Source organism: Corynebacterium sp. HMSC071B10 (assembly GCF_001814825.1).
GTDB lineage: Bacteria > Actinomycetota > Actinomycetes > Mycobacteriales > Mycobacteriaceae > Corynebacterium.
In genome coordinates this window covers 1-13,566 of record NZ_KV818003.1, presented here as the reverse complement: position 1 = coordinate 13,566, position 13,566 = coordinate 1, and the positions used below count along the sequence as shown (strand labels likewise).

Annotated in this window: 16 protein-coding genes; 6 read left to right on the top strand and 10 right to left on the bottom strand. The window is 65.2% G+C overall.

The annotated features are described in order from the left end of the window. The first annotated feature begins 101 nt into the window (after window positions 1-101). A complete protein-coding gene (locus tag HMPREF2990_RS04520) occupies window positions 102-1,265 on the top strand; it encodes an MFS transporter (protein WP_246817432.1) in 1,164 nt (387 codons plus the stop codon). Here the strand turns inward: HMPREF2990_RS04520 and HMPREF2990_RS04515 are convergent. Beyond that, window positions 1,260-2,756 (bottom strand): TM0106 family RecB-like putative nuclease, encoded by a 1,497-nt coding sequence (locus HMPREF2990_RS04515; RefSeq protein ID WP_070762934.1) that lies wholly within the window; start codon window positions 2,754-2,756, stop codon window positions 1,260-1,262. The genes HMPREF2990_RS04520 and HMPREF2990_RS04515 overlap by 6 nt on opposite strands. A gap of 77 nt (window positions 2,757-2,833) precedes the next feature. Here HMPREF2990_RS04515 and HMPREF2990_RS04510 point away from each other — a divergent pair, with 77 nt between their 5' ends. Next, window positions 2,834-3,466: a DUF6474 family protein gene (locus HMPREF2990_RS04510; protein WP_070762899.1), complete on the top strand. Its 633-nt coding sequence runs from the start codon at window positions 2,834-2,836 to the stop codon at window positions 3,464-3,466. 1 nt (window position 3,467) lies between these two features. On the opposite strand, the gene HMPREF2990_RS04505 is transcribed toward HMPREF2990_RS04510, so the two are convergent. After that, entirely contained in the window at window positions 3,468-4,106 is a 639-nt protein-coding gene (locus tag HMPREF2990_RS04505) for a LuxR C-terminal-related transcriptional regulator (RefSeq protein WP_070762898.1), read from the bottom strand. Beyond that, a complete protein-coding gene (locus HMPREF2990_RS04500) occupies window positions 4,081-5,379 on the bottom strand; it encodes a sensor histidine kinase (protein WP_083317008.1) in 1,299 nt (432 codons plus the stop codon). Before HMPREF2990_RS04500 ends, HMPREF2990_RS04505 begins: the two co-directional genes overlap by 26 nt. Here HMPREF2990_RS04500 and HMPREF2990_RS04495 point away from each other — a divergent pair. Together HMPREF2990_RS04495 and HMPREF2990_RS12405 are read left to right on the top strand one after the other, a co-directional pair. After that, a complete protein-coding gene (locus HMPREF2990_RS04495) occupies window positions 5,378-5,935 on the top strand; it encodes a DUF2020 domain-containing protein (protein ID WP_070762897.1) in 558 nt (185 codons plus the stop codon). The genes HMPREF2990_RS04500 and HMPREF2990_RS04495 overlap by 2 nt on opposite strands. Beyond that, window positions 5,932-6,936 (top strand): TIGR00730 family Rossman fold protein, encoded by a 1,005-nt coding sequence (locus HMPREF2990_RS12405; RefSeq protein WP_246817430.1) that lies wholly within the window; start codon window positions 5,932-5,934, stop codon window positions 6,934-6,936. The genes HMPREF2990_RS04495 and HMPREF2990_RS12405 overlap by 4 nt, the downstream gene beginning before the upstream one ends. Here the strand turns inward: HMPREF2990_RS12405 and HMPREF2990_RS12925 are convergent. Both HMPREF2990_RS12925 and HMPREF2990_RS04485 read right to left on the bottom strand, forming a co-directional pair. Continuing rightward, window positions 6,933-7,085, bottom strand: coding sequence for a hypothetical protein (locus HMPREF2990_RS12925; protein ID WP_168167125.1), 153 nt, complete (start codon window positions 7,083-7,085; stop codon window positions 6,933-6,935). The genes HMPREF2990_RS12405 and HMPREF2990_RS12925 overlap by 4 nt on opposite strands. Window positions 7,086-7,087: 2 nt before the next feature. Beyond that, window positions 7,088-7,885, bottom strand: a complete 798-nt coding sequence (locus HMPREF2990_RS04485; protein ID WP_070762896.1) for a class E sortase — start codon at window positions 7,883-7,885, stop codon at window positions 7,088-7,090. Window positions 7,886-7,951: 66 nt separating this feature from the next. On the opposite strand from HMPREF2990_RS04485, the gene yidC reads away from it, so the two are divergent. Next, complete coding sequence (gene yidC / locus HMPREF2990_RS04480) at window positions 7,952-9,154, top strand: membrane protein insertase YidC (RefSeq protein WP_070762895.1); 1,203 nt, start codon at window positions 7,952-7,954, stop codon at window positions 9,152-9,154. Here the strand turns inward: yidC and HMPREF2990_RS04475 are convergent. The 4 genes from HMPREF2990_RS04475 to HMPREF2990_RS12920 form a co-directional block, all read right to left on the bottom strand. Then, window positions 9,069-9,698, bottom strand: a complete 630-nt coding sequence (locus HMPREF2990_RS04475) for a TetR/AcrR family transcriptional regulator (RefSeq protein WP_070762894.1) — start codon at window positions 9,696-9,698, stop codon at window positions 9,069-9,071. The genes yidC and HMPREF2990_RS04475 overlap by 86 nt on opposite strands. Before the next feature lie 170 nt (window positions 9,699-9,868). After that, window positions 9,869-10,138, bottom strand: coding sequence for a GlsB/YeaQ/YmgE family stress response membrane protein (locus HMPREF2990_RS04470; protein ID WP_070762893.1), 270 nt, complete (start codon window positions 10,136-10,138; stop codon window positions 9,869-9,871). 99 nt (window positions 10,139-10,237) lie between these two features. Then, on the bottom strand, window positions 10,238-11,158 hold the full coding sequence (locus HMPREF2990_RS04465; protein ID WP_070762892.1) for a universal stress protein: 921 nt from the start codon (window positions 11,156-11,158) through the stop codon (window positions 10,238-10,240). Window positions 11,159-11,222: 64 nt separating this feature from the next. Further along, window positions 11,223-11,369: a hypothetical protein gene (locus tag HMPREF2990_RS12920; RefSeq protein ID WP_168167124.1), complete on the bottom strand. Its 147-nt coding sequence runs from the start codon at window positions 11,367-11,369 to the stop codon at window positions 11,223-11,225. Between HMPREF2990_RS12920 and HMPREF2990_RS04460 the strand changes: the two genes are divergently transcribed. Beyond that, entirely contained in the window at window positions 11,305-12,378 is a 1,074-nt protein-coding gene (locus HMPREF2990_RS04460; RefSeq protein WP_371575217.1) for a pseudouridine synthase, read from the top strand. The two genes, HMPREF2990_RS12920 and HMPREF2990_RS04460, sit on opposite strands and share 65 nt — an antisense overlap. Before the next feature lie 62 nt (window positions 12,379-12,440). Here HMPREF2990_RS04460 and HMPREF2990_RS12675 read toward each other — a convergent pair whose 3' ends face one another. Continuing rightward, window positions 12,441-12,968, bottom strand: coding sequence for a hypothetical protein (locus HMPREF2990_RS12675; RefSeq protein ID WP_141757799.1), 528 nt, complete (start codon window positions 12,966-12,968; stop codon window positions 12,441-12,443). Window positions 12,969-13,566 lie beyond the last annotated feature (598 nt).

Genomic DNA, 13,566 nt, shown 5'->3' with positions numbered 1-13,566 from the left:
TAGGCTCACCTTATTGCGCAAGAGTTTAGGTAAAAAACTTTTCAAGTCGTTGCGCCGCCGCCCGAAATGGAGAACCATGGGACGGTATGAGAAAAGGGTCAATGGAGTACCGCCGGGCGTCAATAGGCATGCTGCTCGTGGGGCTCGCGATCTTCTCCTCCCTCTACGCCACCCAGGCGCTGCTTCCCACGCTCACCCGAGAGATGGACATCGAACCCTCCACGGCGGCGTTGACGGTGTCCGCGGCCACCGGCGCACTAGCAATCTGCGTCGTCCCGGCCTCCATCCTGTCCGAGAAGTTCGGGCGCGGGCGAGTGCTGATCATCTCCGCGCTCGCCGCCACCGCACTCGGGCTCGCCCTCCCACTGGCGCAAACCATCGGCCAGCTCGTCGTACTCCGCGCGATCCAGGGCGCGCTGCTGGCCGGCACCCCCGCCGTCGCAATGGCGTGGCTTTCTGAAGAACTGGACGAGCGCGACCTCGCCGGCGCGATGGGACTCTACATCGCTGGCACCTCCGTCGGCGGGCTCACCGGCCGCCTCATCCCCGCCTTCATGCTGGAGCTCACCGGCTGGCGCTGGGCACTGGCCACCAGCGCGGCGGTGAGCCTCATCCTCGCGATCGCGACCGCGCTGCTTTTGCCGGAGCAGCGAAACTTCCGCCCGAAAGCCTCGATCCGCCCGGCAGCTGAGTTCCGCGCCGTGGCCCGGCATTTGGGCAACCCCCGCCTCGTGGGGCTGGTGGCTACCGCCTTTATCGCCATGGGTGTGTTCGTCTCCATGTACAACTTCTTCGGCTTCCGCGCCATCAACGACTTCGGGCTGGCCCCCTCGCTCGCCGGCCTGACCTACGTGATGTATCTGTCCGGCACCTGGTCCAGCGCCCGCGCCGGCACCTTCGTGTCCCGCTTCGGGCGCGGCCGCGTCGTGCTCGCCGCCGCAGTACTCATGCTCACCGGCGCGCTCGTCGGTGCCAGTGGCAACCTCTACGTCACGCTTGCCGGCCTGCTCATCTTCACCGCCAGCTTCTTCGCCCTGCACTCCACCGCCTCCGGGTGGGTCGGGCTCATCGCGGATAAGGACCGCGCGGAGGCCTCGAGCCTGTACGTCTTCTGCTACTACATGGGCTCTTCGCTTTTGGGCGCGACCACGGGCTGGGCCTTCGAGGCGCTCTCCTGGGTCGGCTTCGTCGGCGTGCTCGCGGCCATGCTCGCCGTGCTCATCGCCATTGCCGCAGCACTTGCCCTGGCGGAGAAGCGCCTATAGCAGGGGCAGGCCCGGCGCGCCCGTGTCCAAGAACTCGCGCACCGCGCGGGTGGCGCGGCAGTCGTCCTCGTTGTACTGCAAAAGCGTCGCCCGCGCTTCCGCCCCAGCTTCGTCGTCGCGGCGCGCTTGCCTGCGCAAGGCTACCGACGCCTCGCCGTCCACATCATCGTCCTCCCAGGTGAAGCCGACGACGGGGCCGAGCACCTTCAACCCCAGCCCGTCAGTGCCCACCAAATGTTGGCGCACGTGCGCAAACACGTCGACCCACTCGTCAGAGGCGATAAACGCCTGGACCTCAGCCAGCGCCACGGTGTCGAAGCGCTTCGCCGAGGATTTGAGCCAGTGGTTCTCCCCGCCCGCGGCGTAGCAGTAGGCCGCAAAAGTCTTGCCCTCCGCGTGCGCGGCATCGCGGCGCGCCATCAGCCAGCGCCAGAACTCGGTGAAGTTGCGCTCTTCCGCCTCGCCGCCGACCTCCTCCCAGATAACGAAGGGGTGGTAGACCTCGCCGTCGAAGGCACCCCACAGGTACGCGCCTTGGTCCAGGTAGGCCTCCATGTCCACATCAATCTCCACGTCCGCGCGCGGTACATGCACCGGGCCGCGCCGCTTGAGCACCGGGACACCCTCGCGCCAGGCCTGCGCGATGCGTGAGGCGTCGCCCACGTCGGCGTCGATAAGCTGGCCCACGGTGTGGATGCCGCGCTCGCGCCACTGATCGCCGCGGCCGCCGGAGAACACGAGCGAGATGTCGTCCATCTCCTCGAGCTTTTCTCCGCACAGCGGCCAGAAGCGGCAGGTCGCGCACTGCTTCAGCCGACGCGGCGAGCGCGGGATCGAGGCTTCCAGCGCGCGCTTCAGCGGCGGAATGAACCGGGCAAGCTCGCCCACATACGCACGCTCGCGGTCCTGGCCGATTACCCCGCCGCGGCCAGAGGCCTTCTCTCCGAGCAGGAGGTGCGCCATGGCGAGCGTGTAGCCGTCGATAGTGTGGTGGCGCGGCTTCGCCTGCACCTCAAGCGGCGCGCCCAAGCCCAGCCTGCCGGTGGGCACCATCAACGCTAAAGACGCCGGATCCTTGCGCGCTACGCGATGGTTCGACACGATCACCGGCAGGTAGCCAGCATCGGTGCGCACCAGCACGTCGATCTCGCAGACCACGCGGACGCCGTCAATCTCGCCGCATAACACCGCCCGCGTAATCAGGTGTGCGCCGCGGCGCAGCGCCTCCCGCGTCTGCCCGTCGCGAAGCTCAAGCTCTTCCGAAGTATCGGCGGGGGCCAAGTCGACGCGGACGAAGGCCTTGCCCCTCCCGTCGCCCACCGCGCGCTTGACCGGCAGCGCCGCGAACACCAGCGCCCGGGCCGCGGCGAGCTGCGCCTGGCGCGACTGGCCCGCCGGGGTGGGGCCGACCTCCGGGTGGGCCAAACGCTGGCGCAACCGGTACCTGCAGCCCACGAGATCTGCGGGGCGGACCTGAAACGGCTCATTCACAATAGTGACCACAATACCTGCCTGGCGGGTAAGATCGGCGGCAGCGAAAAACAACACCACAAAGGAGTACCTCCCCAATGGGACTTTTTGAAGCCATCCGTAAAGCCCGCGCGCGCACCAAGGCCGAGATTAAGGCCGCCGAGGCCCGCGCCCGCAAGCTGGCCAAGGAGCAGGCGAAGGCGGACCAGAAGACCGCCAAGCTTTTAGACAAGGCAGAGAAGCGCCTCCTGAAGGAGGAGAAGAAGGGGCTCAAGCGCAAGCGCAAGCACGAGGAGAAGCTGGCTAAGGCTCACCTCAAGCGCATCGAGGAGTCCGGCCTGACCCAGAAGAAGGCGAAGCAGTGGGTCAGCGCTTCCCGCGTCCTTGTGCCGGTACTGCTGCCGCTGGCGTACAAGGCCTACACCTCCTACCAGCAGAACCGCATCAACACCCGCGCCGCAGGCATTGGCGTTGACCCGCAGGATCTCGCCCGCCACTCGGGCCGCGGGGCGGAACTCAAGGCGCGTATCGACGCGCTGCGTACCACCCTCGAGCACACCGAGTCCCTGCCGTCCGGCTTCCGCGGCGACGCGAAGGTGCGCCTCAACAGCCTGGCCCGCAACGTGCGCGACGCGGAGCACCTCAACCCGGAGCAGCGCCGCCTGGCTTACGCTTCCGTGGAAAACGAGCTGAACGAGCTCGGTGCCGAGATCACCAAGAAGGCGAACTAACTTAGAGCACGCCCTGCTCGCGCGCCGAAGCCACGGCGGAGGTGCGCGAGCGCACGCCCAGCTTGTCGTAGATGTGCACCAGGTGCGATTTCACGGTCGCCTCGGAGAGCATGAGCTGCTCGCCGATCTCCCGATTCGAGCTGCCCTCGGCCACTAGCTGCAGCACCTGCAGCTCGCGCGGGGTCAGCGAGGAACGCGGGGCCTTTTCGCGCGTAGCCAGCTTCTCGCGCACCACCGGTGAGAGCGTCGCATCGCCCTTCGCGGCGGATCGCACGGCGGCGAGCAGCTCCTCCGGCGGGGCGTCTTTGAGCAGGTAGCCCACCGCGCCCGCCTCGATCGCGCCGAGGATGTCGGCGTCGGTGTCGTAGTTGGTCACTACCAGTACCTGCGGCGGGTTGCCCATAGCGCTACGGATCCGCGCAGTGGCCTGCGCGCCGGTGGTCACTCGCGAGCCCTCGGCACCCGCGCCGAAGCGCAGGTCCATGAGGATGACGTCGATGCCGCCTGCCAGCGCCGTCGCGATCGCCGCCTCCGCCGTCGCTACCTCGCCCACAACACGGATGTCCTCGTCGACTTCCAGCACGGAGCGCAGTCCCAGCCGCACAATCTCGTGGTCATCGGCCAGCAGCACCCGGATCATGGTCCACCTCTCCACTCCCCTCGACACCCGCCGAGGACTTGGCATCATTCTTTCGATTGACATTACCCGGTACCGCCACCGAAAGCGCCGTCGGCCCGCCGGGCGCGGACTCCACCACCAGCTGCCCGGCCAGCTCGGCGGCGCGCGAGCGCATCGCATCCAGGCCCAGGTGCCCCAGCCCCGCCGGCTTTGCCGCTTGCGCCTCCGGGTCGAAACCGCGGCCATTGTCTACCACGTCCAGGCGCACTTCATCCGGCCCGTACGTCAGCGTCACCCGCATCCTCGTCCCGCCCGAGTGCTTCACCGCGTTCGCCATCGCCCCTTGCGCGATGCGCAAAAGCCCGGCCTCGGTGCGCATGGGCAGCTGCACTACCTCGCCGTCGGTCTCCACCTCGATGTCCATGTCGCTCGCGGTTGCTAAGTCTTCGGCGATGCGCCCGAGCGCCTCGCTTAACGATGTCTCCGTCAACGGCGCCGGTGCCAGCGCCGCAATCATCGCCCGCGTCTCCGCCAAGTTATTCGACGCCGCCCGCCGCGCCGTCTCCATCCGCTTCAGCGGTGCCTCCAACTGCTCCTCCGGGATCCCCGCGTTAACCAAGTCGCGCTCGGCGGCGTGCAGCAGCATCTGGATGGACGAAAGGTTTTGCGCCACCGTGTCGTGGATCTCGTGGGCGAGGCGCTCGCGCTCCTGCGCCACGCCGGCGGCGCGCTCGGTGGCGACGAGCTTGTCCTGGGTGGACAACAGCTCGTCAATAAGCTGCTCCCGCTCCTTGCTCACCCGACCGATGGTGGTGAACGCGTAGTTGATCGCCACGACCACCACGGCCGAGAGCACGGGGCCGAGCACGCCGCCAAGGGTGAGCCCAGTGGGGATCTGAATCGCGATCGCGATCGCGAGCCCAACCGCTACGAGTACCAGCCCACGCCAATTGTTGAAGGCGCGCAGGACGACGAAGAACAGGATGAACACCCAGTACACCGCCACCGGCGAGAACGTGATGTCGGCGACCCACAGGGCGATGAGCGCCGCGCACCAGACCGCGCGCACGAGCCGGCCCCACCGGTGCATTTCCACCATCCCGTAGAACAAGACGAAGGAGAAGGTGGCTACGAGCACGATCTGCAGCAGCGCCAGGTTCAGCGGCATCCGAGTCGTCGCGCCCAGGGAGATCATGACGAGGCAGACCGCCAGCACCGTGATGCCGGTATCCAACGCCTTATTGTCCGGCACATCTGCTGACGTGTGGGCCAGGCTCGCTAGTCTTAAGCTCATGCGTCTGAGATTACCCACCGCCCTCGTTGCCGCGGGCCTCGCGCTCGCCGCCTGCAGCACCGAAACGGAGACCCCGGAAGGGCCGAGCGAAACGACAGCCGCCGCGCCTGACCAGGGGCTGCCCGTCGAGACCCTGCCGGAGACGCAGCGCACCGACTGGACCGAGTGCCCCTACCTGGACACCGAGTGGGTCGCGCAGACCAACGGTCAGCGCGTGACCGGGGTGGGCATCGACTCCCGCTTCGACACGCCCGCCTGCCAGTTCTGGTCCTACCCGGAGGAGCCGCAGCTGACGGTGATCGTGCGCCACATGGCATCGCCCCAGGAGTCGATGGCGGTGGTGGACTGGGCCACCCCGGTGGAGTTTACCGCGCCAGCCGACCAGCCTCCGGGGTGGAACGGCGGGCGCCACGGCGGCGGCGAAGTACCAAACCGCATCGGCGCAGCGTACTCGGTCGCGCGCGGCACGCACGCAGTGACGGTGTTTACCAACCAGGACGAGTCGGTCAAGGCACAGCGCGTGGCGGAACAGGTCATCGCTACGCTGGGACTGTGACTGAGCGCAACCCGAAACCCCACACGAACCTGCCCACTGACACAGAGATCGCCGTCGCCGCCATCGTCTTCCGCGATGATGCAGGCCGCGTCCTGTGCGTCCGCAAGCACTCCAGCCCGCGCTTCCAGCTGCCCGGCGGCAAGCTCGAGGCCGGCGAGACTACTGTCGACGCCGCGCTGCGCGAGACCCGCGAAGAGGTCGGGCTTGACGTCGACCGTGGGAACCTAAGCTACCTCGGCACCTTCAGCGCCGAGGCCTCGAACGAGCCCGGGCACACGGTCACTTCCACCGTCTACGTTCATCCAATGCCTTCGAGCTCCCCGCAGGCCGCCGCGGAGATCGCCGAGACCGCCTGGATCGACCCGAATGCGCCCGCAGGACACGCACTCGCACCCCTGCTGGCTACCCGGATCTTCCCGGCGCTTAACGACCGCCGGATCCAGTCCGTCACCGTCTTCGCCGGTGCCAACCCCGGCACGGATCCGGCGCACCTTGAGCTGGCGCGCCGCCTCGGCCAGGCACTTGGGGAGCACCGGATGACGCTGGTGTACGGCGGCAGCAAGCTGGGGCTCATGGGGGAGGTAGCCAAGGGGGCGCACGCGCACAAGGGCACCACCGTCGGCGTGCTCACCACGCACCTGGCCAACTACGAGCTGAAGTACGAGGGCCTCGACCGCCTCGAGCTGGTGGGCTCCATGTCGGAGCGCAAAGCCATGATGAGCCAGCTCGGCGAGGCATTCGTGGCGCTGCCCGGCGGCACGGGCACGCTCGACGAGTTCTTCGAGGAGTGGACAAACCAACAACTCGGCACGCACACCAAACCAATCGGCCTGCTCGGGCGGGAGTTCTGGCAGCCGCTGGTAGACATGGTCGACCACATGGTGGCCCACGGGTTTGTGCGCCAGACCGACCGCGACCACCTCATCGTGGCCGACGAGCCGGAAGAGATGATCCAGAAACTGCAGGCCTGGCTACCGCCGGTGCCGCGCTGGACTGACTAGACCGCTACATCGTTATACGGCATCTGCGCGGAGACCCACGGGAACACGACCTCCATGAGCAGGAAGAACAGTGCCACGGCGATCACGAGGGCAATCAGCGTCTTCACCCAGGTGTTGCCCGGCAGCTTGCGCCAAAGTGCTGCGTACATCTTTACTTCACCTCCTGCATCGCGGTGGGAAGCGTCTGCTGCTCCGGGTTCTTGGGCAGCACTTCGGTGCGCATCGCGTGCACGATCATGCGCTCCGCGTTGGAGAACTGCGGGTGGCAGGTGGTCAGCGTGATGATGCCCTCCATGCCGTCGACCACTTCCATCGAAGGCGTTTCCGGCATCGGATTAATCACGTTGATGTCGCCCGGCAGCGTGATGTGGCGGCCCTGCACCGCGCCGTAGTCGCCGGTGGCCACGCGCTCGTTCATCTCCGCAGGCAGGCAGCCCGCGGTCTCGGCGCGGCGCTCGTCCGGCTGCTGCGACATGGGCAGCACCCGGTAAGTCACCCACTGGGTCTGCGTTTCCACCACGATCGCGTCGCAGGCGTTGAGCCCACCGAGGTCGTTAAACGGCGCGCCCTTGCCCACGCGGTGCCCGGCCACGGCGAAGTTGCCGTCCTCGCCCGGCATCTGCGTATCCGGGTAACGTCCCGGCCCGGTGAGCAGCTCCTTTTCCTGCACACCCTCGATGATGGCGAACTCGTAGTCGGGGCCGAAGGCGGGGATGTACATGCGCGCGAACGCGTCGCCAAGCGCCGGTGCCTTCACCTCGCGGGGGTTGACCCAGCCCTCACCCCACTGCTCGCTCAGCGAGTGCTGCGCCTCGTTTTGCATCTTGCCTGCGGCGATGTTGGTCCAGAAGGATTCATAGAAGGCGAAGAGCAAAAGGAGCGCGCCCGCGGTGAGCAGGAGTTCCCCGATCACTTGCGAGGCGCGTATCCGGTGTGGCGACTGAGGCATGGCCTAACATTAACCCAGTCGTCGCCGTCACCTGTAACGCACAATCCGAGAGGAGATGCCACACGCATGCTGGAAGTCCTGGTCTACCCGGTCGCTGCGGTGATCAAGATGTGGCATTGGCTGCTCGTGCACCTGCTGCACATGGACGCCTCGGCCGCCTGGGTCGCCTCGGTACTCCTACTCGTGGTGACGGTGCGCGCGCTCGTGCTGCCTTTCGCCATGGCGCAGTACCGCGTCGGCCGCACTTCCTTCCTCATGCGGCCGCACCTCGCGCGCATCGAGAAGGAGTACGGCAGCGCCACTACGCCCGAGGCTATCGCCGCGGAAAAACGGGAGCGGAAGCAGGTCCAGGAGGACCACAATTACAGCCTCGCCGCCGGCTGCGTCCCCGCGCTCGTGCAGTTCCCCGTCTTCATTGGCCTGTATCGCCTGCTCCGCTGGATGGCCGTGCCCACGGATGGCGACGGCCACCGCATCGGCATCCTTAGCGACCAGGACCTCGAGACCTTCCGCGCCGCCACGCTTTTCGACGCCCCCTTGCCCGCCTATGTGGCCATGAGCCCCGAACACCTCGCAGCGCTCGGCACGACGGAAGCACAGGTGCGCGCCGTGGCCCTGCCGATGGTGATCGCCGCCGTGATCTTTACGTGCACCAACCTCGCCATCTCCCAGCTGCGCAACCGCTCCACCCTGGACTGGGAGACAGCCATGACGCGCAAGAGCTACCACTTCCTGTGGTGGATGATCCCGCTCGTCGCGCTCGGCCTGGCCACCGCCGGGCTGGCCGGCATCGTCCCGGTAGCGATCCTGCTGTACTGGGTGAGCAACAACCTCTGGACGATGACGCAAACCGCGGCGCTGTGGGCCTGGACGGTCCGCACAATGCCCGCCGAGGAGATGCACCGCGAGTACTGGCGTGAGGCGAAGGAGCGCACCGCCGGTGCAAAACAAGAAAAGGTACAGCGCAAGCGGTCACGCCGCGCGCTGCGTCTACGGGCCGTGCTCCACCCCAGCCAGGCGGGCGACGCCTTAGCACAACTGCGCGCCGAAAAGCAGGAACGGAAAGCGGAAAAGCTGCGTGAGAAGCAGGAGCGCAAGGAGCTGCAAAAGGCTCGCAACGAGGCGAGCAGGCAGCTTGCGCAGCAGCGGAAGGCTGAAAAGGCTGAAAGTCCGAGGATGCAGACTAGATGGAGTAGTCGGCAGGCGGCGCGCCGAGCTCGGATTCAGCGAGGTCACGCGCCTTCTGCAGCGGGGACACGTCGCGCATAAATCGCGCCCCGGTCATGCCGCCGTCGAGGAAGATGAGCAGCTCGTCCGCTTGCTTGGAAGAGTCGTACCCGTTCTTGGCGGTGAGCAGCTCGGTGATGGTGCCGTGCATCCACTTCCGGTGGTTGCGGCAGGTCTCCACGATGCGGTGCTCGGATTCGGTCTCCGGGCGGGGGTACTCGGTCGCGGCGTTGAGGAAAGGCGAGCCGCGGAACTCGCGCTGCGGCTCCGTTTCAATGGCCATGTCGAAGAAAGCGAGCACCTTCTCGTCCGTCGTTGAGGCTTTGACGGCGCGCTCCTCCCAGCGCTGGCGGTACTCCTCATCCATGCGCTCGAGGTAGGCGATAACCAGGTTGTCCTTGGAGCCGAGCAGGCTGTACAGGGAGGCCTTGGCCACGTCCGCCTCGCGCAGGATGCGGTCGATGCCGATGACGCGGATGCCCTCCTCGGTAAACAGCTTGGTGGCTGCGTCGAGGAGGCGCTGCCGCGGGCTCGGCCGATTGCGACGCCGCGCGGTCGTCTTCTTCTTCGCCGTCCCACTGCTCACTAGGTGCTCACTCCTTGGATGCTGCTCGCTTGTCTCGTCTCAATATAGACAAACCGGTACGTACACACCAGCCGTACCGGTGAAATACATTCTCGGACATGTGTTGGCGTGCACAGCGCACGAAAAATGCCCCCGGTGTGTACCAGGGGCATTTGCGTAACGGTGAGGCGTTAGCCGCGTTTGTTCGTGACCAGGTTGACGATCCACAGCAGCACTACCGCGCCAAGCAGGCAGGTAAGGAAGCTGAAGAACAAGCCGCCACCGGCGACGTCAACACCAAACAGGCCGAGAAGCCAGCCGCCAAGGAAGCCGCCGATCACGCCGACGACGATGTTCAGGCCGATGCCCATCTGCGCATCGCGGCCCTGAATCTTGGAGCCAATCCAGCCTGCGAGGCCGCCGATAATAATCCAACCAATGAATCCCAGTGAGGGTGCCATAGTAAGTTCCGTCCCTTCTTAAAAAATATTTCGGTTACGGACCCCATTATGCATACCTTTTATGCCTGCCGCATGGACAGGCAGTCAAAGGGGGCTGAATTACTCCTCCGGACGCACCACCATCATCGGGCACGGAGCGGACTGCAGCAGCGCGCGCGAGGTGGATCCGAGCAGCATGCCCTTGAAGCCGCCGCGGCCATGCGAGCCCGTGACCAGCAGCTGGGCACCCTCGGCAGCCTCCGTCAGCGCGCGGACCGGGCGGTCGCGAGTGATGACGGTACGTACCTGCACGTCCGGGTACTTCTCACGCAGCTCGCCGAGGGTCTCCTCCAGCAGAGCTTCCTTTTCCTTCTGAACCGCGGCCCAGTGGTCGTCGGAAACGGAGAAGCCCGCGCCCGGCGCCTGTACTTGCGTATCAATCCAGGTGTGCACAGCAACCAGCTCAGCGCCGCGCGCGTTGGCCTCCTCGAAGGCGTACTCGGTTGCGCGCTGGGAAACCTCGGAGCCGTCCACACCAACCACGACGGGGCCGTACTTGGTTTCATCCGTGACGTTGCTGTCCTCGCGGATCACCACCACCGGGCAGGATGCGTGGGAGACCACAGCGCCGGATACAGAACCCAGCACCATGCCAGACAGGCCACCCAGACCGCGGGAGCCCATGACCACCATCGTGGAGTTGCGGGACATCTCCAGCAGCATGTCGATCGGGGAGCCCTCAGCCACGGCGTGTCCGATCTTGATGTCCGGGGCGACCTCGAGCGCGATCTCGCGCGCCTCATCGATCTTCTGCAGGGTCTCGCGCTGCAGGTCGTCGAAAAGCTCCTGCGGCGGGACCATGCCCTCGGCGTAGAGGAACTGCGGCATGGTGTAGCTCGAAGCCAGGCGCAGCGGGACGCCGCGCTTCATCGCGGTGTTTGCTGCCCAACGGACAGCGGTTTGCGACGCCGGGCTGCCATCCACCGCGACAACGACGATGTCCTCGCGGTCTTCCAGGTTTTCTCGTTCTTCGCGGCTCATATCTCCAGCCTTTCAGTAGTTCTTACTGGTTATATCCTCTAGTGTACCCGGTAGACGGCCGGTTTTACTTCGGAATCTCCACCGGCGCAGCGGCTTCCGCGTTGGCGGGGAAGAAGAGTTCGTAGAGGAAGGTCATCACATCGGCGATCGACTTCCCGATACCGCCAGAGAAGAACTGCACCAGCGGGTCAAGCATTGCTCCAATATCCATGCGGGATACGCTACTACACACTATGGCCCGCAAGAAGAGTAAAGCTGCCCCTCCACTGCCCCCGCGCGGCGGCCTCGGAGCCTCCCGTGTGCGCGTGCCGGACACGCTTGCCCCGGTCACGGCACTGGAATTCCTCTCCGAGGTGGTAGCCACGCAGCGGCACCGCCACCCGGAAGATACCCCCGAAGCGGTAATGCAGCGCTTCACGGATGGGCAAGTTGTGCTTCGCGACGCCACCCCGCTCACCCCCGACACCATCCTTACACCAGGCACCGATGTCTTTTTCTACCGCCGCCCCGCCCCGGAGCGCGCCGTGCCCTACGAGATCACCACTGTCTTCGAGGACGAAGACATCCTGGTCATCAACAAGCCGCCCTTCCTGGCCACGATGCCGCGGGCTGCCCACATCACCGAGACTGCTACCGTGCGCCTGCGTCGCGCCACCGGCAACGAGGAACTTACACCCGCCCACCGCCTCGACCTTATGACGTCGGGATTGTTGCTCTTCACGAAAAGGCGAGAGCGTCGCGGCCCCTACCAGGAGCTCTTCGCACGCCGGGAGGTGCGCAAGCAGTACACCGCGGTTGCTGAGCTGCGGGACGTCGAGCTTGGAACATGGTCGCACCGGATCAGCAAAGTTCACGGGGAGGTGGCGGCGACAATTGTTCCCGGCGAGCCGAATGCGATTACGCATGTGCGGAGTGTGACGCCGATTGACGAGTCCACGACCGCGAGCCTCGGCACCACCTACGGCGTGGACACACCGCTCGCGACCTATCTGTTGGAGCCGGTCACCGGCAAGACCCATCAGCTGCGTATCCAGATGTCCGCGGCTGGTGCGCCAATTCTCGGCGACCCGATCTACCCCGTGGTCCAGCCCTTCGGCTCCGAGGACTTTGCCCGCCCGATGTTGCTGACATCGGTCTACCTTGGATTCACCGATCCCCTTTCAGGTGCTGAGCGCGCGTTTAGCGCGGACCCGTGGTTACCTGGGGTTGCACAAAAGTAGCCCCGCCGTCGACCAATCGATTGGAAGCCAGCGGGGTCAATCTAGCGGTACAGCTCCGTTGATTACGGAAGCATCGCTGCGATGTTTGCCGGCAACATCGGCTTCAGCGTCGGAAGTGCTGCAGCAATACCGCCAAGGACGACAAGCAGGACGCCTGCGACAACGACGCCGATACCAGCGTCGTTCAGCTTGCCGTCTTCGGTGCTCAGCGCGTTCTTGCCATCGCCTTCATCGGGGTTCGTCCCGTTGTCAGAGGATGAGCCTTCGCCATCGCCGGGGTTAGGCTGAGGGTCTTGCTGTCCCGGCTTCGGCTTGGGATTCGGGTTGGGCTTCGGCTTCGGTTTACCCGGAGACTGAGCATTTTCACATTGAGCCAAACCAGACTTCATAGTTTTCAGAATGCCTTCGGCCTGACGAACCAACTCGTCATAGTCTGCAATAGACCGAGGGTTAGTGGCGCTCGCACGAAGCTTCTTTGCATCTTGAAGACCCTTTTCGGATACAGCAATCGACTCCTTAATCTGCGCGATGGTCGCGGTTGCAGAGGGGCCAAAGTTGTAGGACCGTTGTTCTTGGGCAGAGAAAGTCATGACACAGGCACCGTCAGAGTTAACCTTTACAGTCACGGCGTGTGAGTGCGGAGCTGCAACGCCTGTCAGAATGAGACCGGCAGCAACTGCACTAGCTGCAGAGCGCTTGAAAGACATGATTAAAGTCTCCTGGAATTTAGAGGGGTAGGGACTGGCGACCGACTGGCCGCCTACCAATAAATTAAATGAGACATGTATTGTTCGCAATAGCAAAGTACTGAAAAGATGAATACCTTAAGCGCAGTCCGGTATGGAGCTAGTTCCATTTGGCCGCACCCCGCGTGTAAAACGCCTGCTCGTGTGTGACTGTGTGCTCTCGATGGCGCTAGCCCCGTGGCTGACTGGCGCAAGCTCTGCCCCTACGGCGCATGCACGGGATGCTGGTAAGTGGTGTGGTGGGAATAATGTTGCGTTGGATTTCCAGCAACCAGGCACAACCCGGTTGTGATGCGGGCTCGTGACAAGATCATTCCACTCCCCCGGGGTGTCGGCCCACGCCCACACACCCCGGGCATGACAAAGCACCCCGCCTGGGGACCGTGTGGTCCCCGGGTCGGGGTGCTGTATTAATGAAGTTGTTGGGTCGGCGGTAACCTAC

Coding starts and splice junctions, on each gene's coding strand:
- HMPREF2990_RS04500 (WP_083317008.1), bottom strand. CDS start 5,379: ATGAGCTTAAGACTAGCGAGCCTGGCCCACACGTCAGCAGATGTGCCG.
- HMPREF2990_RS12925 (WP_168167125.1), bottom strand. CDS start 7,085: ATGTACGCAGCACTTTGGCGCAAGCTGCCGGGCAACACCTGGGTGAAG.
- HMPREF2990_RS12920 (WP_168167124.1), bottom strand. CDS start 11,369: ATGGATATTGGAGCAATGCTTGACCCGCTGGTGCAGTTCTTCTCTGGC.
- HMPREF2990_RS04520 (WP_246817432.1), top strand. CDS start 102: ATGGAGTACCGCCGGGCGTCAATAGGCATGCTGCTCGTGGGGCTCGCG.
- HMPREF2990_RS04505 (WP_070762898.1), bottom strand. CDS start 4,106: ATGATCCGGGTGCTGCTGGCCGATGACCACGAGATTGTGCGGCTGGGA.
- HMPREF2990_RS04495 (WP_070762897.1), top strand. CDS start 5,378: ATGCGTCTGAGATTACCCACCGCCCTCGTTGCCGCGGGCCTCGCGCTC.
- HMPREF2990_RS04465 (WP_070762892.1), bottom strand. CDS start 11,158: ATGAGCCGCGAAGAACGAGAAAACCTGGAAGACCGCGAGGACATCGTC.
- HMPREF2990_RS04485 (WP_070762896.1), bottom strand. CDS start 7,885: ATGCCTCAGTCGCCACACCGGATACGCGCCTCGCAAGTGATCGGGGAA.
- HMPREF2990_RS04470 (WP_070762893.1), bottom strand. CDS start 10,138: ATGGCACCCTCACTGGGATTCATTGGTTGGATTATTATCGGCGGCCTC.
- HMPREF2990_RS12675 (WP_141757799.1), bottom strand. CDS start 12,968: ATGACTTTCTCTGCCCAAGAACAACGGTCCTACAACTTTGGCCCCTCT.
- yidC (WP_070762895.1), top strand. CDS start 7,952: ATGCTGGAAGTCCTGGTCTACCCGGTCGCTGCGGTGATCAAGATGTGG.
- HMPREF2990_RS04510 (WP_070762899.1), top strand. CDS start 2,834: ATGGGACTTTTTGAAGCCATCCGTAAAGCCCGCGCGCGCACCAAGGCC.